Origin of the sequence: Chryseobacterium tagetis (assembly GCF_016735585.2) — a bacterium.
Classification (GTDB): Bacteria; Bacteroidota; Bacteroidia; order Flavobacteriales; family Weeksellaceae; genus Chryseobacterium; species Chryseobacterium tagetis.
Map to the genome: position 1 here is coordinate 328,817 of NZ_JAERSE020000001.1, position 21,644 is coordinate 350,460.

Sequence of the window (21,644 nt, forward strand, 5' to 3'; positions counted from 1 at the left end):
TTAAATAAGATCTACTTTTCCTCTAAAAACCTGTTTTGCGGGACCTTCCAGCCAAATATTCTGAAAAGAATTTCCGCTTTTTTCAGCATAAACCTTAAGATTTCCTCCCAGGGTTTTAACTTTTACAGAGATTAGATTGTTATTTTGTAAAAAAGTTAAAGCAGAAGCTGTAACTCCTGTTCCGCAACTATAAGTTTCATCCTCAACGCCTCGTTCATAGGTTCTTACGAAAATTTCGTCATCAGAAATTTTTTCCACAAAGTTGACATTGATTCCTTTTTCCTTATAGTTTTCAGAATTTCTGATCCCGTTTCCGTGAGCAAAAACCTCATAATTGATGATATCTTCAACATATTTTACGTAATGTGGCGAACCGGTATCCATTACTGTGTCTTCTCCATCATTGGAAATGGTATTAACATCAGACATTTTCAGTTTTACGATTCCGTTGTGGATTTCTGCCTCATGTTCTCCATCAATAGCCATAAACTTACATTTACCCTCAAAAATGTCCAAAAAAAATGAAAAAGCAACTGAACAACGGGCTCCGTTTCCGCAGAAACTTTTTGAACCGTCTGAATTATAATAATCAACCTCAAAATCATATCCTTCAACAGCATTGATTTTAATAAGTCCGTCCGCACCGATTCCGAAACGGCGGTCACAAAGTTTTTGAATATTCTCAATTGAAAGATCATTCCATTCACCGGAACGGTTGTCTATCATTACAAAATCGTTTCCTGTGCCTTGATATTTATAAAAATCCATAGGTATTTGTCTAAATTTGAACTTGCAAAATTACTATAATTAATACAAAAAACGAACAGTGTTAGCTGTTCGTTTTCTTATTTATAATCGTTTTATCTAAACCCGCCGCCGCTTCTGTTAGGAGTGTTGTTCTGCTGCGAGTTATTCTGTTGGCTGCTGCTTTCTGAATTGTTTCTGAAACCGCCGTTCGAACTGTTGTTGTTCGAATTATTATTGTAATTGGAAGTATTGTTTCTAAAGCCTCCCTGATTGTTGTTGTTCTGGTTCTGGTTTCCTTGATTGTTCTGATTACTCGGATTTCTAAAACCGTTATTAGGTCTTTGACCACCTTGGTTGTTTTGTCCGTTATTCGGTCTGTAGCCACCGTTTGAATTTCCATCATTCACACCACCTCTAAAACCGTTATTAGGTCTTTGTGATGTGTTTGTTGTTCTTCTTTCTACATATACTTTTCTTCTGGAATTATTATAATTGTAATAATAATAAGGCATTCCGTTGTCGTAGTAATACGTATAGTCGTTTCGGTAGTAATATCCGTCATTTCCCCAATATCCTCCGTTGCCATAATATCCGCTTGGAGCATAGTAATATCCGTTATTATAATATGGGTCTCCATATCCGTATCCAGCATCTGAGTATACTGCACAAGAAGTAAGACTGCTCATAATGAAAATACCCAACGCTATTTTAAATAAATTTTTCATGACTTTATTGTACTTTTTTTTCTTTATAACTTTTTTTCCAATTGAGGTATCCTAAGATAGCCAATATAGTAAATACCAAATATTGAACCGAAGTGATTCCGAGACCTTTATAAATCATCATAGGCATACAAATAAAATCCCCGATGATCCAGAAAACCCAATTTTCAATACGTCTTTTAGCCATAAACCACATTCCGACCAAAAATATAGATGTAGTTATAATGTCCAGCTTATTGCCCCAATCTAAATGATATAATCCAAGATCTGTGCCTTTCATGGAAAAATGGTTATCTATATAAGGTTTATAGTAATATATGGTAGTTACTAAAATCAAACTTAATACAAAAAGTATACTTCCGTAGATCCATTCTTTTCTGGAAGCCCAGGTTACTTCTACGTGAACGTGGTCTTCAGCATTTTTTGCCCATAATACCCATCCGTAAATACTCATTACCGTATAATAAACGTTAATCATACAGTCTCCTAATAATCCAAAATTGAAAAGGATGTAAACATAGATTAAAGTAGAAATAATTCCGGTAGGATAGACCCAGATGTTTTTTTTGATCGAAAAATATACACTAAGGATTCCAAATACACTAGCAAAGGCTTCCAGGAAAATTTGGAAAGAAGTGTAGGTTTCATAGGGTTTTATGAAAAGATCATATAAATTCATGACGCCAAAAATAAACAAAAAATAAGAGAAGTGAAAATGAATTAAATGTAGTGGTAATCAGTTTTTTAGAAGTGATTATTTAAAATTAATGATGAAAAAGTGCTAATAAACGTTAAGGTCTCTAAATTTTTTATATTTTCGTAAATCTTTAATAAATAGTAAAATATGTCAAAAATCTGGACGAAAAAGCCGATGAGTGCTTTTGAGAATGATGTTAAAAGTAGTCAGCTTAAAAGGGTACTTGGTAAATGGAGTCTTACAGCTATCGGAATCGGAGCGATCATTGGGGGCGGAATTTTCGTGTTAACAGGTACAGGTGCTTATTATCATGCAGGACCTGCATTGGCGCTTTCCTTTATTATTGCGGGGATTGCGTGTGTTTTCGCTGCTTTATGTTATTCTGAATTTGCTTCTATTCTCCCTGTAGAAGGTTCTGCTTATGCTTATGCTTACGGTACTGTGGGAGAAATTTTCGCATGGATTATCGGTTGGGGACTTATCCTTGAATATGCAATGGGATCTATGACGGTAGCAGTTTCCTGGTCCGGATACTTTAATAAATTATTAAAAATGTTTGGCCTTCATCTTCCGGATTACCTTACTTCGGATCCAGCAAGTTACGCAGGAGAAGGTTTTTCAATGAATTTACCTGCTTTCGTAATCGTTTTGGTTGTAATTTCTTTGTTAATTAAAGGAACTAAAGAAGCTGCAAAAGCCAATAACCTTATTGTAATCATGAAAGTTTCGGCGGTTATATTTGTAATTATTGCAGGGGCTTTCTTTATTAATGCTGATAACTGGAATCCGTTTATTCCTGCCGCGACCATGGTGAAAGAAGGCGAGACTATGAAAGAAGCCTACGGAATTCAAGGGGTTATTTCCGGAGCAGCAGCGATATTCTTTGCCTATGTAGGGTTTGATGCGGTTTCTACGCAAGCTGGAGAAGCGATTAATCCTAAAAAAGATGTGCCATTTGCGATTATTGTTTCACTTTTGGTGTGTACAGTATTGTATATTTTAGTTTCATTGGTTCTTACAGGGATGATGCATTATACAGACTTTAATCCTCAAGGGAAATTCCCGGATGCTATTAAAGCTCCTGTAGCCTATGCATTTGAAATTGCAGGACAGGGATGGGCTGGATATATCATCACGATTGCAGCAACTGTAGGTTTGATTTCTGTATTGATGGTAATGATTATGGGACAGTCAAGAATTTTCTTAGGAATGTCTAAAGACGGATTAATTCCTAAAATGTTCAGCGATGTACACCCGGTAAGAAAAACGCCTGCAAAAAGTTTAATGCTTTTAGGAATTGTAATTGCTACAATAGCTTCATTAACGCCGATCAGTAAATTAGCAGATATGACAAGTTTCGGAACTTTATTTGCCTTTACTATGGTATGTGTAGCGGTTTGGATTTTAAGAAAAAGAGAACCGAATTTGCCAAGAAACTTCAAAGTTCCTGCATTGCCTGTAATTGCAACATTGGGAATTTGTATCAATGTGTATTTGATCTGGAACTTAAGCCACGAAGCGAAATTATTATCAACGGCATGGTTAGCTTTAGGGGTAATTATCTATTTTGCGTACAGTCTTAGACATTCTAAACTTCACAAAGTAGGATACGGGGAAACCTTCAAAGCTGAGCAGGAGCCTTTACAAAAACCTGACTTAGATTTATAAAAAATTTAAAACGATACAAATCCACAGATTCTTCTGTGGATTTTTTATTTTTGTTTCTATGAAAAAAATCTTTCCCATTTTGTTTTCTTTTTTAGGAATTCTTTCGTTTTCTCAAGAGGTAAGTTTAGAAACTATATTCAGCGATAAGATTAGCATCAGAGCGATTGAATTATATGATCATAAAATCTGGTACAGCGGAACAGATTCTAAGTTTGGTTTTGTTGATATAAACAATCCTCAGAATCAGAAACAGATTAAGCTATCAGAAAAGAAATTACAATTCCGGACTTTGGCTCAGGACAAAAATTCTTTTTATGCTATTAATATCGAAAGTCCGGCCGAGTTTTTTAAGATTAATAAAAAAGATTTAACCTCTGAAATTATTTTTAGAGATACAATAAAAACGGCTTTCTATGATGCTTTACATTTTGTAAATAATGATTTAGCTTTTACTTTTAGCGATGCAGATAAAGAGAATCACCTTAAACTTGCTGTTTTTAAAAACGGAAAATGGAATAGCTTCAAGAATAACATTATTCTGAATGAAGGAGAAGCTGCTTTTGCGGCAAGTAATACTAATATTGCATCCACTAAAAAATATGTATGGATTGCAACCGGTGGAAAAGCCTCAAGAATTCTGAGAATGAATTTAAAAAATGAAAATATTGAAGTTTTCAAGACTCCATTTATACAGGGAGAATCTTCTCAGGGAATGTATTCGGTCGATTTTTCAGATGATAAATTTGGAATTGCAGTCGGTGGAGATTATACAAAACAAGCTGACAACGTTAATAACATTGCCACTACAAATGACGGGGGAAAAACGTGGCAGGTTCAGGCAGCAGGTAAAAATGCAGGCTATACAACCTGTGTGAAAATAAAGCCGGGGTCTAAAGGCAAGGAAATCATTTCCGTGGGAGATCAGCATATCAGTTATTCCTCAGATTTTGGAAAAACATGGAAAAAGATTTCAGAGGAAAAAGGATTTTTCGTTTGTGAATGGATTGACGGAAATAATGTAGTTCTGGCAGGGAAGGATAAGATTTCGGTGATGAAAATAAAATTTTAAACCATGGAGACTGCCAAAAAATACAATTTGACTTTTTATGTTTCAGAATTGCCGTCTTTTACCAGAAGACCTGGTATTAGTGTTTCCCGTAATATTGATGGAAATTCGCTGAATTATGAAATCGCAAGTTTTTTAGGAAATAATGGATTAGAATTTATTGAAATTATTAAGGATGAAATTAACTCTTTAGATTTCACTTATGAATTTAAAGGTTACAATATTTGGGGCTATTACGATGCAGAATATATGGAAATCAGAAATTATCCACCAAGTAAACCTGTTGCAATATTTAACACAGGCGGAACAGAGGTAATAGTGCCTGTTACAGATTTCTTAAAGATTCTGGAAGAGTGGAAAGTTTTTGTTGAATCTGTTCCTGAGCCTCATTGGCTGGATCAAAGATAATGTAAATTCAAATTTTAAATCCTTACCATAGAGCATATCTTTCCAGGTAAAACCAATTCAACATTCTTTCAAACTAATTTTGTTCAAAATTTCGGCATGAAAAACTTAAAAATATTTTTTCTTTTATTGATTCCGACTTTGTTTTATACACAAAAAACCAGAGTTTTTATTTTGGCCGGTCAGTCGAATATGAATGGATTTGGTTTTAATAAAGACTTACCGGATGATCTGAAAACCTTTAAAGATGTTTATATTTTTCAGGGAAATTCAGTTCCGGATGGCGATCTGAATGGAGGAACAGGGAAATGGGATGTGTTGAAACCAGGCAATGGAACTGGTTTTAAAACAGACGGTAAAATCAATACACTTTCAGACAGGTTCGGGCTGGAAATGACCTTTGCGAAAAAAATGAAGGAATTATTCCCCAATGATAAAATTGCTTTAATAAAATATGCCAGAGAGGGAACTTCTATTGACAGCCTTGCAGCCGGACCTTTTGGGTGTTGGGATTCAGATTTTAAAGGGAAAAACGGATTGAACCAATATGATAACTTTTTAAAAACAGTAAAAAATGCTTTATCGGAAACAGATATCGATAAAGACGGCAAAAAAGATCAGATTGTTCCTTCAGGAATTCTTTGGATGCAGGGTGAAGGCGATGCAAGCTATGATGAAGCTATTGCCAGTCGTTATTATGACCATTTGAAAACTTTAATGAATGAAATGAGAGCTGCCATGTTGACGGATGATCTTCCCGTTGTGATCGGTAAGATTTCAGATTCGGGAAAAGATAAATCAGGAAAAGTTTGGAAGATGGGAGAGCTCGTTCAATATGCTCAGGAGAAATTTGTAAGAGATGACGGGAATGCGGCGATTGTGCGCTCAACTAAAAATTACGGCTATGGAGATGATCCGTGGCATTATAACAGTGTAGGGTATATCGATATGGGACAGGAATTTGCCAAAGAGGTATTTAGACTCATTATAAATTTCGAAAAAAGACCCTAATATATTTCATGATTAAATATTCATAAGATATATTTAATTTTGCATTAAGAAATTTCAATTTGAAATTCAGTTTAAAATTAAACCTAAAATGAATTCTTTAATAGATAAATACAATATTCCCGGACCTCGTTATACTTCTTATCCTACCGTTCCTTATTGGGACGAAAGTACTTTTTCAGCTGAAAAATGGACGGAGAGTGTAATCAGGACCTTTAAGGAAACCAATGCAGAAGAGGGAATTTCTATTTATATTCACTTACCTTTCTGTGAGGCGCTATGTACGTTCTGTGCATGTCATAAACGTATTACCAAACAGCATAGCGTTGAAATTCCATATCTGGAAAGCGTTTTGAAGGAATGGCAGCTGTATCTTCAGTTGTTTGATGAGAAGCCAAAACTGAAAGAGCTTCACTTGGGAGGAGGAACCCCAACTTTTTTCTCACCGGAAAATTTAAAAACTTTGTTGCAGGGTATTTTTGATACTGTTGAAATTGCAGATCATCCTGAGTTCTCATTTGAAGGACATCCGAATAATACAACAAAGATGCATCTTCAAACTTTATATGACCTAGGCTTCAGAAGAGTAAGTTTTGGAGTTCAGGATTATGATCCGAAGGTTCAGAAGGCAATTAACAGGATACAGTCTTTTGAAAATGTGAAAAATGTTACGGAATGGGCTAAAGAGATTGGCTACAGAGGAATCAGTCATGATTTGGTGTTTGGGCTTCCGCATCAGACTTGGGAAGCTATGGAAAATACAATCCGTAAAACCATGGAACTGAAACCGGATCGTTTGGCATTTTACTCTTACGCACACGTTCCATGGGTAAAAGGTGTTGGACAAAGAGGGTTTGATGAAAACGATCTTCCTAGTGGTGAAGAAAAGCGTCGTTTGTATGAAGATGGAAAAAAATTACTGGAAGAATTAGGCTATATCGAAGTTGGGATGGATCATTTTTCTTTAGAACACGATGATTTGTATCAATCTTTGATTCAGAAAAAACTGCACAGAAATTTCATGGGATATACCTCAAGCAAAACCCAGTTGATGGTTGGTTTGGGAATGTCTGCAATTTCAGATTCATGGTATGCTTTTGCACAAAATGTGAAAACAGTGGAGGAGTATCAGAAAATAGTAGAAGAAGGTAAAATTCCTGTTGTAAAAGGACATGTTCTGAGTGAGGAAGACCTTATCGTAAGAAGACATATTTTGAATTTGATGTGTCAGCTTGAAACAACTTTTGATCACAATAATTCTTTCCCTGAACTGGAAAACGCATTTGAAATGCTGAAAGAAATGGAGAATGATGAATTGGTAGAAATTCATGATAACCAGATTAAAATAACAGAAAAAGGAAGAGCATTCACAAGAAATGTAGCCATGGTTTTTGATTTGAGAATGATGAGAAATAAACCTGAAACGAGGATTTTCTCCATGACAATTTAATCTATGGGCAGGAAAATCCTTTTGATCATCCTTTATCTTTATGCACTTATTTTTAGTGTTTTAAAAACAATAAGGTTTCCGAGTGACTGGTCAGAATCACATTGGATGCTCGATTACAGATTTGGATTCATCAAAAGAGGATTGGGAGGCGAAATTTTCGGATTACTTTTCGAGAAAAATCCACATACGATTTTTATATTTTCAGCAGGAGTATTGCTTCTGCTTTACGCATTACTTTTCGGAATTGCAATAAAAGAAACATTTAAAAGAGAAAATGATTTTCATCGGATATTATTTTTTCTGATATTTTTTCTGTCTCAATATATTGTGTTTTCGGCTCATCTTATTGGGTATTTAGACCATATAGTCATTTTGCTGACCATTTTGACGGTTTATTTAATTAAAAATAAAAAAGTATTCTTATCATCACTCATTGCGACGATCTGTATTTTCATTCATGAGATTTCTTTTTTTCTCCTGTTACCAATAAGTTGTTTTGCATTGATCCTTACGGAAATTCCGGTTGATAAATTTTCATTTAAAGCAATTTTTTCTAAAAATGTTTTGACCAAATTAATACTCTTTCTTGTCTTTCCTTTCTGTGCCATATTATCGGTCACTATTTTTCAGGAGAAGAATGAAGAAATTCATTTCACTAAAATATTTAATTATTTGTGGCAGACCTGTATTGTTTCTGAAGGGGTAGCAGATTCTGTGGCTTCGGCATATACCAGAAGTTTTACATATTATTTTTCGGAAGAGAAAGGATATTTTATTCAAAGATTATTTATTTCGACCTGTACTATTTTTAATGGAATTCCAATTTTGTTTTCTTTATGGATGATTTTTAAAGAATTTAGACTGAAGAAAAATATTCAGTTATTTCTGCTATTGGCTATCGTTGCATTCATCCCATTATTACTTCATGCAATTGCATTTGATACCTATAGAATATGGGCTTTTCCTTTCATCATTCTGTTTTTGGGTTTCTGGATAATAAGCTCAAAAATGGATATACCAAAAGAGAAACCACAAAAACTTTCCCTATTGGAAATTGTTTTTTTTGTGATTTCTTTTTTAATGATAACATTAATTCCCAATCACTTATTTGATAAAGAGATTGAAAGGATTTCTTTACTTGGAAGATTGGTCATCGTACTTCCAATATTCCTCATATTATATTTTTTAAGAAAGCCTCGAACCATTGGTTAAATATGAGAAATATTCCAATGTTTTTTTATTGAATAATTAGTTTTTGACTGTAATATTTTAACTTTTCAGAATTCAGGGTAATGAAATACACGCCTGCCGGAATTCCTGAAATGTCAATGCCTTTGTCATTTTCTATTTTTTGAGATTCTAACACTATTTTTCCATCGGCACTAAAAATTTCAATAGAAATATCTTTGTCTTTTATACCCTCAATAAAGATTCTTTTTGAGGCAGGGTTGGGATAAATTTTTATCTGAGCTGATAAGCTGTTTTCCTGCGTAGCCAATGTTCCTGAAGTAATTCTGAATATTTTTCCATTGTTGACGGCCGCTACAAACAATTCATTCTGATTGTTTACTCCAAATGTTGAAAAATTATTTCCTGAGAATGCTGCAGTCCAGGTTATCGAATCGTCCGGATTTAAAATTCCGAGTTGGGTAGAGCAGTAGTCGGCAAAAATATATCTTCCCTGCAAAGCCGGATATTGTGTACCTCTGTAAATATATCCTCCTGTAATTGAGCATTTTCCTCCGGTATGATTATACGCCGCAACTGGGAAAGTCATTGTAGAAGTAATTGGACAGCCTGTTGTATTGTAGGGTGTATTTCCTTCATAACATCTCCAGCCATAATTAAGACCGGCTTGAGAAATTGGCTGGCGGTTAATTTCTTCAATCTGGCCTTGACCTACATCTGCAATCATTACATTTCCGGAAGTGGTATCAAAATTGAACTTCCAGGCATTACGCAATCCATAAGCCCATACTTCGTCAGCTCCGTCTACGCCAATAAAAGGATTGCTTGATGGAATATTGTAAGGCCCTGTAGAATTAATATCAAGTCTGAGCAATTTTCCCAGAAGTGAATTTTTATTTTGAGCATTGTTGTTAGGATCTCCACCGCTTCCTCCGTCTCCGGTTACAATCCATAAATATCCATCAGGAGCAAAATGAATACTTCCTCCGTTGTGATTGTCGAATGGTTTTGGGAGATTCAGAACAATTTTTTCGGTTGTCGCATCAGCAACGTCAGGATTTGAGCTACGGGTGTATCTTGCTACTGTAATATTTCCGGCAGTATCATTATAATACACGAAAAAATAACCGTTTGTTGCGTATTGAGGATGAAAAGCAAGACCTAAAAGCCCTCTTTCCCCACCATAAGTAACTTTTGAGCTGATATCCAGGAAACTGGCAGCATTGGTAGTTCCGCTGGGTTGTACAATTTTTATAATTCCATTCTGCTGAACAACAAACATTCTGGTGTCGTTTGCGTGTACAATTTCGACGGGAGCTGTAAATCCCGTGGCAAATTCTTCTATATTAATACTTTGAGCATTAATAATAAGAGAAGAAAAAATACTTGTGCAAAAAAGTAAATTTTTCATAATATTTTGATAGTTAGTGTATTAAATCTGAATGAAAATTTCATACCAATTAAACATTGAAAAATTCATTACAATATCATTAAAATATTATTAAATCTTAAATGAAAATAAGAATGCCGATATATCTGAAAATAAACGATTTCTGTTGTTAAAAATTCATAAAATTCAATAAAATGATTATATTTGCCGACTTAATTTAACGTAGTTATAACAAAATGCAAGGAAAAGGACTTATTACAATTGTTGCTATTGTACTAGGGTTGATTTGCTTAAATGAGCTATTACCAACATGGTACGCCAGCAAAATTGAAAAGCAGGCAACTGCTATTGCAGGAGACAATCCGGAAAAGTATCAGAGAGAGATTGCAAAGCTTTCTAAGGATACTCTGAACCTAGGATTCACAAAACTTTATTACACTAAAGCCAAAGACAAGGAAATGAAACTTGGTCTTGACTTGAAAGGAGGGATCAACGTTCTTTTGGAGATCAACCAAAGAGATCTTGTGAATGATTTAACAAATTATTCCACCAATCCTGTACTTATTGAGGCTTTAAACAAGACCGATGAAGTTCAGAAGAATTCTACAAAATCTTACATCGACAATTTCTTCGAGCAGTTTGATGTGATCAACAAGGCTAAAGGAACAAACCTTAAGCTTGCAGATCCTGAACTTTTCGGAAACACTTCACTTACAGAAGTGAAATACAATACTCCTGATGAGCAGGTGAAAAGTATTGTAAAAAGAAAGATCGATGCATCTGTAGGTACCGCTTTTGAGGTCATCAGAACGAGAATTGACAAAATGGGTGCAGTGCAGCCAAACGTTCAGAGAGTACCTGGAACTGCTAGAATTTCAGTGGAAATGCCGGGAATGAAAGACATCGACAAAGTAAAGAAGATGCTTCAAACTTCTGCTAAACTTCAATTCTGGGAAGTACAACAGTTCAATGAGATTGCTCCTTATTTCCAAACATTGAGTACAATGGTAGCTGCAAAAGGAGATTCTATGGGGGTTGCAAAAAATACCAATTTTGCCAACATCATCCAGGGAGGAAAATCAATGAGTCAAAGTGCGGTTGGAAGTGTGAAATTATCTGATACTGCTGTTGTCAATAAAATTTTGAACAGCAAAGTAGCTCAGTCTTTACGTCCGGCTAACATTAAATATACACAATTCATGTGGGGTTACAAACCTGAAGCGACTGATACTGAAAGTTTAGTATTATACGCAATCAGAGGTAACATCAATCAAAAAGCTCCAGTTGATGGCGCTGTAGAAACTGCAAGCATTGGATACGACGAACTAAGCAGAGTCGTTGTAGACATGCAGATGGATTCTAAAGGTGCTAAAGAATGGAAGACTTTAACCGAGAAAAACGTTGGAAAACCAGTTGCTGTAACTCTTGATAACAGAGTTTATACTGCTCCGAACGTTGTAGGTGCAATTCCTAACGGTAGAACTCAAATCTCTGGTAACTTCTCTCAGGAAGAAGCTAAAGAATTGGTAGACGTTTTAGGTGCTGGTAAATTGCCTGCAGGTGCAAAAGTAGTTCAGGCTACGGTTGTAGGACCTTCATTAGGACAAGAGTCTATTGATGCAGGGATAATGTCATTCGGTATTGCATTCTTATTAATTATTGTTTATATCATTTTCTATTACGGTGGTGCAGGTGTATTCGCTGTAATTGCAATGATCATCAACTTATTCTACATCTTCGGAATCATGGATTCTGTGGATGCTACACTTACACTTCCTGGTATCGCAGGTATTGTATTGACAATGGCGATGGCGGTCGATACGAACGTAATTATCTATGAAAGAACCAAAGAAGAACTTTTCGCTGGCAAAAGTATTCTTGAAGCATACAAAGACGGTTTCAAACATGCACTGAATGCGATTGTCGATGGTCACTTAACGACATTATTGACGGCGGGTGTACTTTTCCTTTTCGGAACAGGACCAATCAAAGGATTTGCATTGACGCTAGGAATCGGTATCTTGATGACATTCTTTACTTCGGTATTGATTTCAAGAGTAATGATCTTCTCTAGATTAAATAAAGGAAAACACCTTTCTGTTTGGACGGGTGCTACGAAAAATCTTTTCAGAAATACTTGGATCGATTTCATCGGAAAAAGAAAATATGCTTACATCATTTCTGGTATTTTAACGATCGTTTGTATTGCCTCTATTGCAATCCACGGATTTAAATACGGGATCGACTTTACAGGAGGTAGAAATTATGTAGTAAGATTTGATAAAGCTGTAAATGCTGAGGATGTTGAAGGAAAATTAGTAAAAGTATTCCAAACGGAAGATGGGAAAAACTCTTCTGTTGAGGCTAAAACTTTTGGTAATGACAAGCAGTTGAAAATCTCTACAGATTACCTTATTGAAGACGAATCTTTGAAAGCTGACCAGACTGTTGAGCAGAAATTATACGAAGGATTAAAATCCAGCTTACCTGCAAACATGACGATGAAGGATTTCAAATCAGCAGATAAAGATCATGCGGGAATCATCTCTTCTGAAAAAGTAGGACCAACGGTTGCAGACGATATCAAAACTCACGGTATTCTTGCTGTAGTTGCCGCTTTAGCGGGTATTTTCATCTATATCTTGGTAAGATTTAGAAAATGGCAATTCTCTCTTGGTGCAGTTGCAGCATTGTTCCACGATGCGGTAATCATTTTGGGAGCGTATTCATTGCTTCACAAATATATGCCGTTCAACATGGAGATAAACCAGGATTTTGTTGCTGCGATCTTGACGGTATTGGGGTATTCAATCAACGATACGGTAATTATCTTTGACAGAATTAGAGAATATTTAAGAGAGAAAAAATCTTTAACATTGGCAGGATTATTTGATGACTCTATTTCTAGTACATTGGGTAGAACATTCAACACCTCATTTACTACGATCTTAGTAATCTTGGCTATCTTTATTTTTGGTGGAGATAACTTAAGAGGATTCATGTTTGCGATGTTAATCGGTATTGGATTCGGTACCTATTCATCAATCTTCGTGGCATCGGCAATTGCTTATGACTTTCTTAAACAAGGAAAAGAAGAAGATGTACATGGTAAATCTACTTCGGACAAAGAAGTACTTGCTTCAAAATAATTTATACTACAATAAATAAGAAAAAGCCTTCCACTTCGGAAGGCTTTTTTGTTGGTCAAAATTTTAAAATTCACTTCTCACTATTAACTTTTTACATTTTACATTTCACTTTTTACTTAATAATAATTTATTATCATTCTTTTTCCCGATTTGATTACTTTTGCAGAGTATGGAAAATTCAAGGAAAAAAGCCGCTATTGGCTTCATATTTATTACATTATTGATCGATATTACGGGATGGGGAATCATCATTCCGGTAGTTCCGAAACTCATTGAGGAACTTATTCATAGTGATATAAGTGAAGCCGCTAAATATGGAGGTTGGTTGGGTTTTGCCTATGCATTTACCCAATTTATTTTCTCTCCGGTGGTTGGGAATTTAAGCGATAAATTCGGACGAAGACCGATTATTCTGATTTCACTTTTCGGTTTTGCAATAGATTATATTTTCCTTGCTTTGGCACCTACCATTTGGTGGTTGTTTTTAGGAAGAGTTATTGCAGGGATTACCGGAGCCAGTGTTACAACGGCGAGTGCTTATATTGCAGATATTTCAACCGATGAAGACAGAGCCAAGAATTTTGGACTGATTGGGGCTGCTTTCGGACTTGGATTTATTATCGGGCCTGTTTTAGGGGGAGTTTTAGGTCATTATGGTTCAAGAGTTCCTTTTTATGCCGCTGCAGTATTGTGTTTATTAAATTTCCTTTACGGATATTTCATTCTTCCCGAAAGTTTGGATAAAGATAAAAGAAGGCAATTCGACTGGAAAAGAGCCAATCCAATCGGTTCATTTAAATTTTTAGGTAAGCACCCCGAAATTTCAGGATTAATTGTTTCATTGATACTAATTTACATTGCGGGACATGCTGTACAAAGTAACTGGAGCTTTTTTACCATGTACAAATTCAGCTGGACCGAGAGGATGGTGGGAATTTCATTGGGAGTCGTAGGATTATTGGTAGGTTTGGTTCAAGGTGTTTTGATACGATGGACAACACCCAAATTAGGCGAACAGAAAAGTATCTATTACGGATTAGCATTATATGCGATAGGAATGTTGTTATTTGCTTTTGCATCACAAGGATGGATGATGTTTGTATTCCTTATTCCTTACTGTTTGGGAGGAATCTGTGGTCCTGCTTTACAGTCGGTAATTACGAAAAGTGTTCCGTCAAATGAACAAGGGGAATTGCAGGGTGCTTTAACAAGTCTAATGAGTGCAACCTCTATTATCGGACCTCCGATGATGACGAATCTCTTTTACTTCTTTACTCATGATAAAGCACCATTTAAGTTTTCAGGAGCACCGTTCTTCTTAGCATTCATATTAATGGCTGTGAGTGTAATTATCACTTATTTCAATTTTAAAAATAAAAATTCAGAGAAAGAAAGTATTAAATAAAAAACAGGGAATCAAATTTGATTCCCTGTTGCTTTTGAAAGAAGGATATGAAGTTTATGAAATGAATTTTTTAAAAATAAGAAAATACTTCAATTAAATCAATTAAAAGTGAATTAAATTTTTCTTAATAATTTAGTTAATTTGGAAAAACGAATAGAATAGGAGATTGCAGAACTAAATAGTGATGAGAATAGACTCCACCTTCGTAAAATAGCTATCACATAGTAAAGACTTCCAAAACCCAGAATCACGAATCACGAATCACGAATTACAAAACACTAATCAGCTTAAATTCTTAAAATTTATTTAAAATTGATTAAGAACATAATACAATTGCATAATCTTTCGTAATTTTGGCAAATGGAATTAAGCATTGGAGAAATGGCATTGATTGCCGTAGCGATCGTTGTATTATTCGGACCGGATAAACTTCCTCAGATTGCGCGTGACTTGGGAGCAGGCGTAAGAAAAATGCGTGGAGCAGTAGAAGACATCAAAACGGAGATTATGAAAGAAACAGATAACCCTGTTTCTGAGATCAAACGTGAGATTGAAAAAGTGAAAGATGCTGCCAAAGATTTTAATCCCATGAAAGATATTGAAAAAAATATCTTAAACGAACCTTCTTCCAATACCCCAGAACAGGAAAAAATTAAACCTTCAGAAGATGAAACGTATGAAGGACCTGTAAGCAGATAGAAACAGACCATGGAAGAAATTATTCAGGATGATAAAAGTATATTTTTATACCTTAACAATTTAGGAAGTTCATCTTTCGATCAGCTTTGGATGCTGATTTCCAGTACCTGGATATGGGTTCCGCTTTACATTATATTCTGCTATTTACTTTTTAAAAATTACAAGCTACGATCTTTTGTTTTTATATTGATATTTATCGCGATCGGAGTTACTATTTCTGATCAGCTTGCAAGCGTATTCAAGTATGGAGTGGCGAGATTAAGACCCTGTCATGACCCGAGTTTACAGGATCACATGAGAATTGTGAAATGTGGTGGTCAGTTTGGTTTTTATTCGGCGCATGCTTCCAATACTTTCTTTTTAGCATCTTATTTAAGTTTTCTCTTAAAAAGTAAGCTAAAATGGTTTCCTTATTTTATATTTGTGTGGGCTACAATAGTAGCGTACAGCAGAATTTATTTAGGCGTGCATTTTCCGATAGATATTTTGGTGGGGGCGTTTGTTGGATCTTTATTGGGAGGGCTTTTTGCTATGCTCGCAAGAAAAGTGATCAACAAACAAACTAAAACTATATGAAAACACAACTATTACTTCTTACTTTAGCTGCTTCTTCGGCGGTTCAGTTATTTCATGCACAGGACAAAAAAATGGCAGAAGAATGTTTCAGCAAGGCCAATTACAAATGTGCAGAAGAACAGTATACAAAGCTTGCCGAAAAAGAACAGATTCAAAGATTCCAGTCAGAATATTACGATAAGCTGGGAACTTCGCAGAGAAGACTCGGGAAAACAGCTCAGGCATTCAAGTCGTATGATTCGGCTTTAAAATCTAATCCGAAATCGGTTTCTGTCTATGAAAATCTGGCTTCTCTGAATAATCAGAAAGGAAGTAAAACCAAAGCTTTGGAGTACATTAATACAGCTATAACATTAGAACCTGAAAACACCAATCTTTATTTACTCCGTTCTAAGATATATGATAATTTAGGAAAGAAAGACTTAGCGCAGAAAGATTTACAATATGTTTTAAGCATTGCTCCGGATAATATTTTCGCGAGAACAGGATTGGCCAATCTAAAAAAAAGAAGCGGAGATCTTGAAGGGGCTTTAAAAGACTACAATCAGCTGATTTCAGAAAAACCTGAATCATTGTTATACAGTGGGAGAGGAGATATTTATCTTAAAATGAAGAAGACCAAAGAAGCTCTTGCTGACGTTAACAAATCAATTTCAGTTGATCCGAAATTTGCGCAGGCGTACGTTACCAAAGCTCAGATCTTGTTGGATACTGCAAAACCTAAAGAAGCCTGTACCAACTTAGATAAAGCGGTAAGTTTAGGCTACGAAAAATCTTTGCTGCAGGAGTATTATGCCAAATGTGAAAAAAAATAACTAATATATTATATGAAATTACCCAATCTAAAATTATTCGTAACGACAATTTTCACTCTGGGAGTGATGACTTTCGTAAATGCTCAACAAGCTAAAACAAAACCACAGGAAAACTCTCTTTTGGTAGCAGCTTTGAAAAAATCTCAGGAGTCTCCCTCTAAATCCCTTTTCTACATCGATAATGTGGAAAGTACTTTTGATGCTGTAAAAAAAGTTCCTTCTGAAAATATAAAAAATGTAATGGTTCTTACAGATGATAAAATCAAGAAGAAATTCAAAGAAAAAGGGATTACTCAAATAGTGATGGTAAATACGAAAAAATAATCTTATTTTATCTTTAGAAAATTTTTAAATCAATATCAATTTCATGCTGAACATTGTTCTCGTAGAACCTGAAATACCAAATAATACAGGAAATATCGGAAGATTATGTGTAGGAACAGAAAGTAAATTACACCTTATTCATCCTTTTGGATTTGTCATTAATGATAAAAATCTGAAACGTTCGGGATTAGATTATTGGGTTCATTTAGACGTGACTGAATATGCCAATGTAGATGAATGGATACAGGCTATTCCTGATCTTTCCCGTGTTTTTCTGATGAGTTCCCATGCTGAAAAATCTTATCTGGAAACAGAATTTAAAGACGGTGACTGGCTTGTTTTCGGGAAAGAAAGCGTAGGATTGAGCAAAGAGGTTCTAGACCGTTTTGAAAATCATTTGACAATTCCGATGTCTAAACTGATCAGAAGCTTTAATATTGCTAATTCCGTAGCTTTTGTAGTCGGTGAAGCTAAGAGACAGATTGGTTTAAAAATTTAGGTTAAATACTCATATTAATCATTATGATAAGGTTTTCCTTGTAAAATCTGATCAGCCCGATATAATTGTTCAACGATAAATAACCGAATCATTTGGTGCGTAAATGTCATTTTAGATAATGACATTTTTTCGTTGGTTCTGTTGTAAATGTCATCAGAAAAACCATACGCTCCTCCGATCAGAATGTGGATCTTTTTTACCGATGAATTCATCCAGGTATCAATTTTTTGTGCAAATTCTCTACTGGTAAACTGTTTTCCTTTCTCATCAAGAATAACGACGAGATCATTTTTATCAATATGATTGAGGAACAGTTTGGCTTCTTCTTTTTTCAGAAGATCCGGAGTAAGGTTCTTAGCGTTTTTAACATCCGGAATTTCTATAATTTCAAAATTCCAGTGTTTGGGTAGCCGTTTCAGATAGTAACTGATTAATGAAGTGATTTCCTTATCATCCGTTTTACCGATACAAAGCACATTGATCTGCATTTCCTGTCTTTAAATATTTACAGCATCAAAGATATTCATAAATTAAAGAAAGTCATAATTTGCAGAGTGCTAAGAGCATTTACAAGTTTAAAAAAATCATTACTTTTGTTAGAACACCAGTCCGATGAAAGTAAAAATCCTTTCTTTTCTGCTTTTTTGTTGCTCATCGATTTCTTATGCTCAGGAAATTGATGAAACTCCGGATAAGAAGTATATAGAAGAAGATAAAAATAAAATTTCAGTCGTTACGGGACTGAGTTACCTTCATAATATTTTCGGACTATTATATCAGGATAAAATTTTTCGTCTAAGACCGAATGATGCTTTCTATACTGAATTTTTTCTGCGGTATCGATGGCTGGATGTGAGTTTTTCCTTTGCTCCGAAACTGACAAGAATTAATAATGATGATCTTGAAAAAGGAAAATCAAAATACTTTAATGTAGGATTTACTTTCTTTGTGAGCCCAAAACTCAGGCAATATGTTTACTTTAGTGAAGTGAAAGGCCTGTATTTTCAGGATACAAAGGAATTTATGCGCCTTATTTACGGAGCAGATTATAATGAAGAGGGATATTTGCAGTTTCCTGATGCTAAGTACAGATCATTTAAAGGAGAAACCAGTTATTTGTGGCTGGGAAATAAAACCAATTACAGAAGCTTCAATAATATGACGTATAAACCGTTGAAAGACGTTTTTATAGTAAGTACAGGTTTGTTTTATCAGTACAATATTCTCAGCGATCTTAATAAGACGATTTATCAGGGAGAGATTTTTAATGAAAGTGCGGATGATTCTCCTTCGAAAGATTTCAGAATTGCTTTAAGATCAGGAGGAGGTGTTCAGAAAAAAATGGGTGATCATTGGTACACGATTGTAGAAGCCTATCCAGAGTTTTATTATTCCAAATTGATAGGAGAGGACTTTCATGAATTTAATGTAGGACTCTATTCCAATGCGAGAATGGGGTATGATAACGGAAAATGGTTTTTCGGAGGTGGATTTCAACTGAACTGGATCAACAGTTCCGACGAGAATTTTTATTCCACCACACAATGGTTATTCCGTGTAGGTATTGGTTTCCGGTTTAATTCACCTACATTTGTAAACAGAAACTTTGATAAAATAGATCAAATTTTAAAGTAAAATATGGGTATAAAACTTCCTAAATTTATCTTGAAAATTCAAGAGTTTTTTGATGGTATTCATATTCCTGTTTTAGGAATATCGCTTTGGCAGATGTTCCAGATCTATATTTCAGGCATTTTCAAAGGGAAAATAGGGAGAAAGGCAGCCGCGATTTCCTGGAGCTTTACCATAAGTTTATTTCCGTTTCTTCTTTTCTTACTTTCTGTATTGCCTTATATGCCGCATTATGACAAGCTTCAGTTTTACATTTTTGAAGTCCTGATGCATAATGTATTCCCGTCCAATATGGAAGGAGATGTAAGAGGGTATATAGAAACCAATATTATCCCGAATATGAAGGGAATCAGCAATCTTACGATCATTTTAGCTTTGGTTTTTGCCACGAACGGTACTTTTTCTCTGATCAGCGGATTTAATGAAAATTCTGAGGAGAAACTGACGGATGTGAAAGAATTTATACTTTCTTTTTTCATCACCATTGGTTTTATTTTGATTGTATTCTTAGCGCTTTTCGGAGTCTATTATGTGGAAGTTGTTATGAAGCTCTTTACGCCGTCATATGATATTTCATGGCTCGTTAACAACCTTTCAAAGATCATCGGATTTGTTTCCTTTCCTGTGTTTTACTTTATCCTTTTAGCTTTGTTTTACTGGTTGGGAACCGTGAAGATTACAAGATTCAGACAGGCCGTTCCGGGAGCAATTTTGACAACGGTTTTATTTGTTCTTACAACCTATATTTTTGCGATTTATGTAAAAGATATTGCACGATATAACGTTTTATACGGCTCCATTGGTAGTATGATTCTTCTGATGGTTTGGGTAAATGTGAATGTATATCTTCTTCTTTTCGGAAATGAACTGAATATGGCAATCAGAAAGCTGAGAATTGAAAAACTGCTTTCAGATGAGCTTAAAAAGGAAGCTTTGGGTTACCATGACGGAATCAAAGAACCTAGTTGGGAAAACAATGAGGAGCACACCCGAAAACTGAATCAGGAAAATAATTCTGATGCTTAAATTTTAATTTCCTGAATATTTCTTAGAACTCATTTTCAAGATCATAAAACCTAAAAAAGCAGATAGAAAGGAAGCGATTAATATGGCAAATTTAGCTTCATCCTGAATCTGTATTTCCGTTTTAAAAGAAAGTAAGGCGATAAAAATAGACATCGTAAAACCGATTCCTGCTAAACAACCCACACCAATCATTTGTATCCATGAGCTATTTTGCGGCAGTGAGCTTACTTTTAGTTTTATAGCAAGAAAAGAAAAAAGATTGATTCCGATAAGTTTTCCCAAAACCAATCCGCAGACAATTCCAAGTCCTAAAGTGTTTGTAAGTCCTCCAATCATAGCACTGTTGAATGTAATATTCGTATTGGCAAGAGCGAAAACAGGCATGATTAAAAAACTCACCGGAATACTTAACGTGTGTTCCAGTTTTTCTAAAGGGGATATTTCTGTCTCAGACACGTTTGTAGGAATTGAAAACGCAAGCAAAACGCCTGCAATAGTCGCATGAATTCCTGAATGATGAAGGAAATACCATAAAAATAATCCCGGAATAATATAAAAAATAAGCTTAGTAACTTTTAAAAAGTTTAAAATAAACAATAATACAGTAACTCCTAAAGAAAGCAGTAAATACACCCAGTGTATCTGATCGGTATAAAATATGGCAATCACGAGTATCGCTCCTAAATCATCTACAATGGCCAAAGCGGCTAAGAAAATCTTGATAGAGTTCGGAATCCTGCTTCCAAGCATAGAAATAATGGCAAGCGAAAATGCAATATCTGTTGCCATAGGAATTCCCCATCCGTTTTCGTATTTCGTGCCGAAATTGAAAATCGTGAAAATAACTGCAGGAACAATCATTCCGCCAATAGCTGCAAAAATAGGAAGAGAAGCATTTTTAAAGGAAGAAAGTTCACCTTCAATAATTTCTCTTTTGATTTCAAGACCTACTAATAGGAAGAAGATAGCCATTAATCCGTCGTTGATCCACACGCTGATCGGATATTCTAAATGAAAGACTGAAGTACCGATTTCCTGATCTAAAAAACGCTGAAAACCTTCACCAATAGACGAATTGGCAATTAGTAGAGAAATTACAACACATAAGATGAGTATAATTCCCGAAAACTGACTGTTAGTAAAGAATTTTTTAAAATATAAAGATAAATTCATCTTTC

The 21,644-nt window shown here is 35.1% G+C and carries 21 protein-coding genes; 15 read left to right on the plus strand and 6 right to left on the minus strand.

Annotated features, from left to right (window positions below; genetic code table 11):
* The 3 genes from dapF to pnuC all read right to left on the minus strand — a co-directional run bounded on the left by dapF (position 1) and on the right by pnuC (position 2,148).
* Positions 1 to 768 (minus strand): diaminopimelate epimerase, encoded by a 768-nt coding sequence (gene dapF, locus JI747_RS01470; protein WP_225685760.1) that lies wholly within the window; start codon positions 766 to 768, stop codon positions 1 to 3.
* A gap of 92 nt (positions 769 to 860) precedes the next feature.
* The gene (locus JI747_RS01475) at positions 861 to 1,472 is read right to left on the minus strand and encodes a hypothetical protein (RefSeq protein WP_225685761.1); all 612 of its coding nucleotides are present in this window, start codon (positions 1,470 to 1,472) and stop codon (positions 861 to 863) included.
* Positions 1,473 to 1,476: 4 nt separating this feature from the next.
* The gene (gene pnuC, locus JI747_RS01480) at positions 1,477 to 2,148 is read right to left on the minus strand and encodes a nicotinamide riboside transporter PnuC (RefSeq protein WP_225685762.1); all 672 of its coding nucleotides are present in this window, start codon (positions 2,146 to 2,148) and stop codon (positions 1,477 to 1,479) included.
* 165 nt (positions 2,149 to 2,313) lie between these two features.
* Between pnuC and JI747_RS01485 the strand changes: the two genes are divergently transcribed.
* From JI747_RS01485 to JI747_RS01510, 6 genes are all read left to right on the plus strand, one after another.
* Complete coding sequence (locus JI747_RS01485; protein WP_225685763.1) at positions 2,314 to 3,834, plus strand: APC family permease; 1,521 nt, start codon at positions 2,314 to 2,316, stop codon at positions 3,832 to 3,834.
* Between the two features lie 58 nt (positions 3,835 to 3,892).
* Complete coding sequence (locus JI747_RS01490; RefSeq protein WP_225685764.1) at positions 3,893 to 4,903, plus strand: WD40/YVTN/BNR-like repeat-containing protein; 1,011 nt, start codon at positions 3,893 to 3,895, stop codon at positions 4,901 to 4,903.
* A 3-nt stretch (positions 4,904 to 4,906) separates the two neighbouring features.
* On the plus strand, positions 4,907 to 5,308 hold the full coding sequence (locus JI747_RS01495; RefSeq protein ID WP_225685765.1) for a hypothetical protein: 402 nt from the start codon (positions 4,907 to 4,909) through the stop codon (positions 5,306 to 5,308).
* Between the two features lie 96 nt (positions 5,309 to 5,404).
* Positions 5,405 to 6,316, plus strand: coding sequence for a sialate O-acetylesterase (locus JI747_RS01500; RefSeq protein ID WP_225685767.1), 912 nt, complete (start codon positions 5,405 to 5,407; stop codon positions 6,314 to 6,316).
* An 88-nt stretch (positions 6,317 to 6,404) separates the two neighbouring features.
* Positions 6,405 to 7,763 (plus strand): oxygen-independent coproporphyrinogen III oxidase, encoded by a 1,359-nt coding sequence (hemN, locus tag JI747_RS01505; RefSeq protein WP_225685769.1) that lies wholly within the window; start codon positions 6,405 to 6,407, stop codon positions 7,761 to 7,763.
* A gap of 3 nt (positions 7,764 to 7,766) precedes the next feature.
* A complete protein-coding gene (locus JI747_RS01510; RefSeq protein ID WP_225685771.1) occupies positions 7,767 to 8,975 on the plus strand; it encodes a hypothetical protein in 1,209 nt (402 codons plus the stop codon).
* Positions 8,976 to 9,000: 25 nt separating this feature from the next.
* On the opposite strand, the gene JI747_RS01515 is transcribed toward JI747_RS01510, so the two are convergent.
* Positions 9,001 to 10,362 carry a PQQ-dependent sugar dehydrogenase gene (locus JI747_RS01515; RefSeq protein ID WP_225685773.1) on the minus strand — a complete coding sequence of 454 codons (1,362 nt, stop codon included), beginning with the start codon at positions 10,360 to 10,362 and terminating at the stop codon, positions 9,001 to 9,003.
* 215 nt (positions 10,363 to 10,577) lie between these two features.
* Between JI747_RS01515 and secD the strand changes: the two genes are divergently transcribed.
* The 7 genes from secD (at position 10,578) to JI747_RS01550 (ending at position 17,808) form a co-directional block, all read left to right on the plus strand.
* A complete protein-coding gene (gene secD, locus JI747_RS01520) occupies positions 10,578 to 13,490 on the plus strand; it encodes a protein translocase subunit SecD (RefSeq protein WP_225685774.1) in 2,913 nt (970 codons plus the stop codon).
* A 169-nt stretch (positions 13,491 to 13,659) separates the two neighbouring features.
* Positions 13,660 to 14,895, plus strand: a complete 1,236-nt coding sequence (locus JI747_RS01525) for a TCR/Tet family MFS transporter (protein WP_225685775.1) — start codon at positions 13,660 to 13,662, stop codon at positions 14,893 to 14,895.
* A 360-nt stretch (positions 14,896 to 15,255) separates the two neighbouring features.
* Positions 15,256 to 15,594, plus strand: coding sequence for a Sec-independent protein translocase subunit TatA/TatB (locus JI747_RS01530; RefSeq protein ID WP_225685776.1), 339 nt, complete (start codon positions 15,256 to 15,258; stop codon positions 15,592 to 15,594).
* Between the two features lie 9 nt (positions 15,595 to 15,603).
* A complete protein-coding gene (locus JI747_RS01535) occupies positions 15,604 to 16,170 on the plus strand; it encodes a phosphatase PAP2 family protein (protein WP_225685777.1) in 567 nt (188 codons plus the stop codon).
* On the plus strand, positions 16,167 to 16,985 hold the full coding sequence (locus JI747_RS01540; protein WP_225685778.1) for a tetratricopeptide repeat protein: 819 nt from the start codon (positions 16,167 to 16,169) through the stop codon (positions 16,983 to 16,985). The genes JI747_RS01535 and JI747_RS01540 overlap by 4 nt, the downstream gene beginning before the upstream one ends.
* Positions 16,986 to 16,997: 12 nt before the next feature.
* On the plus strand, positions 16,998 to 17,309 hold the full coding sequence (locus JI747_RS01545) for a hypothetical protein (protein ID WP_225685779.1): 312 nt from the start codon (positions 16,998 to 17,000) through the stop codon (positions 17,307 to 17,309).
* A 43-nt stretch (positions 17,310 to 17,352) separates the two neighbouring features.
* Positions 17,353 to 17,808, plus strand: a complete 456-nt coding sequence (locus tag JI747_RS01550; RefSeq protein ID WP_225685780.1) for a tRNA (cytidine(34)-2'-O)-methyltransferase — start codon at positions 17,353 to 17,355, stop codon at positions 17,806 to 17,808.
* Positions 17,809 to 17,822: 14 nt separating this feature from the next.
* Here JI747_RS01550 and JI747_RS01555 read toward each other — a convergent pair whose 3' ends face one another.
* Positions 17,823 to 18,296: a 23S rRNA (pseudouridine(1915)-N(3))-methyltransferase RlmH gene (locus JI747_RS01555; RefSeq protein ID WP_225685782.1), complete on the minus strand. Its 474-nt coding sequence runs from the start codon at positions 18,294 to 18,296 to the stop codon at positions 17,823 to 17,825.
* A gap of 124 nt (positions 18,297 to 18,420) precedes the next feature.
* Here JI747_RS01555 and JI747_RS01560 point away from each other — a divergent pair, with 124 nt between their 5' ends.
* Positions 18,421 to 19,443 (plus strand): DUF4421 family protein, encoded by a 1,023-nt coding sequence (locus JI747_RS01560; protein WP_225685784.1) that lies wholly within the window; start codon positions 18,421 to 18,423, stop codon positions 19,441 to 19,443.
* A 3-nt stretch (positions 19,444 to 19,446) separates the two neighbouring features.
* Positions 19,447 to 20,466: a YihY/virulence factor BrkB family protein gene (locus JI747_RS01565; protein ID WP_225685786.1), complete on the plus strand. Its 1,020-nt coding sequence runs from the start codon at positions 19,447 to 19,449 to the stop codon at positions 20,464 to 20,466.
* 3 nt (positions 20,467 to 20,469) lie between these two features.
* On the opposite strand, the gene nhaA is transcribed toward JI747_RS01565, so the two are convergent.
* Complete coding sequence (gene nhaA, locus JI747_RS01570; RefSeq protein ID WP_225685787.1) at positions 20,470 to 21,639, minus strand: Na+/H+ antiporter NhaA; 1,170 nt, start codon at positions 21,637 to 21,639, stop codon at positions 20,470 to 20,472.
* Positions 21,640 to 21,644: the final 5 nt, after the last annotated feature.

What these genes read in the sequence shown, in the direction of transcription:
- dapF (WP_225685760.1), bottom strand. Translation starts at nt 768, where the DNA reads ATGGATTTTTATAAATATCAAGGCACAGGAAACGATTTTGTAATGATA.
- JI747_RS01475 (WP_225685761.1), bottom strand. Translation starts at nt 1,472, where the DNA reads ATGAAAAATTTATTTAAAATAGCGTTGGGTATTTTCATTATGAGCAGT.
- pnuC (WP_225685762.1), bottom strand. Translation starts at nt 2,148, where the DNA reads ATGAATTTATATGATCTTTTCATAAAACCCTATGAAACCTACACTTCT.
- JI747_RS01485 (WP_225685763.1), top strand. Translation starts at nt 2,314, where the DNA reads ATGTCAAAAATCTGGACGAAAAAGCCGATGAGTGCTTTTGAGAATGAT.
- JI747_RS01490 (WP_225685764.1), top strand. Translation starts at nt 3,893, where the DNA reads ATGAAAAAAATCTTTCCCATTTTGTTTTCTTTTTTAGGAATTCTTTCG.
- JI747_RS01495 (WP_225685765.1), top strand. Translation starts at nt 4,907, where the DNA reads ATGGAGACTGCCAAAAAATACAATTTGACTTTTTATGTTTCAGAATTG.
- JI747_RS01500 (WP_225685767.1), top strand. Translation starts at nt 5,405, where the DNA reads ATGAAAAACTTAAAAATATTTTTTCTTTTATTGATTCCGACTTTGTTT.
- hemN (WP_225685769.1), top strand. Translation starts at nt 6,405, where the DNA reads ATGAATTCTTTAATAGATAAATACAATATTCCCGGACCTCGTTATACT.
- JI747_RS01510 (WP_225685771.1), top strand. Translation starts at nt 7,767, where the DNA reads ATGGGCAGGAAAATCCTTTTGATCATCCTTTATCTTTATGCACTTATT.
- JI747_RS01515 (WP_225685773.1), bottom strand. Translation starts at nt 10,362, where the DNA reads ATGAAAAATTTACTTTTTTGCACAAGTATTTTTTCTTCTCTTATTATT.
- secD (WP_225685774.1), top strand. Translation starts at nt 10,578, where the DNA reads ATGCAAGGAAAAGGACTTATTACAATTGTTGCTATTGTACTAGGGTTG.
- JI747_RS01525 (WP_225685775.1), top strand. Translation starts at nt 13,660, where the DNA reads ATGGAAAATTCAAGGAAAAAAGCCGCTATTGGCTTCATATTTATTACA.
- JI747_RS01530 (WP_225685776.1), top strand. Translation starts at nt 15,256, where the DNA reads ATGGAATTAAGCATTGGAGAAATGGCATTGATTGCCGTAGCGATCGTT.
- JI747_RS01535 (WP_225685777.1), top strand. Translation starts at nt 15,604, where the DNA reads ATGGAAGAAATTATTCAGGATGATAAAAGTATATTTTTATACCTTAAC.
- JI747_RS01540 (WP_225685778.1), top strand. Translation starts at nt 16,167, where the DNA reads ATGAAAACACAACTATTACTTCTTACTTTAGCTGCTTCTTCGGCGGTT.
- JI747_RS01545 (WP_225685779.1), top strand. Translation starts at nt 16,998, where the DNA reads ATGAAATTACCCAATCTAAAATTATTCGTAACGACAATTTTCACTCTG.
- JI747_RS01550 (WP_225685780.1), top strand. Translation starts at nt 17,353, where the DNA reads ATGCTGAACATTGTTCTCGTAGAACCTGAAATACCAAATAATACAGGA.
- JI747_RS01555 (WP_225685782.1), bottom strand. Translation starts at nt 18,296, where the DNA reads ATGCAGATCAATGTGCTTTGTATCGGTAAAACGGATGATAAGGAAATC.
- JI747_RS01560 (WP_225685784.1), top strand. Translation starts at nt 18,421, where the DNA reads ATGAAAGTAAAAATCCTTTCTTTTCTGCTTTTTTGTTGCTCATCGATT.
- JI747_RS01565 (WP_225685786.1), top strand. Translation starts at nt 19,447, where the DNA reads ATGGGTATAAAACTTCCTAAATTTATCTTGAAAATTCAAGAGTTTTTT.
- nhaA (WP_225685787.1), bottom strand. Translation starts at nt 21,639, where the DNA reads ATGAATTTATCTTTATATTTTAAAAAATTCTTTACTAACAGTCAGTTT.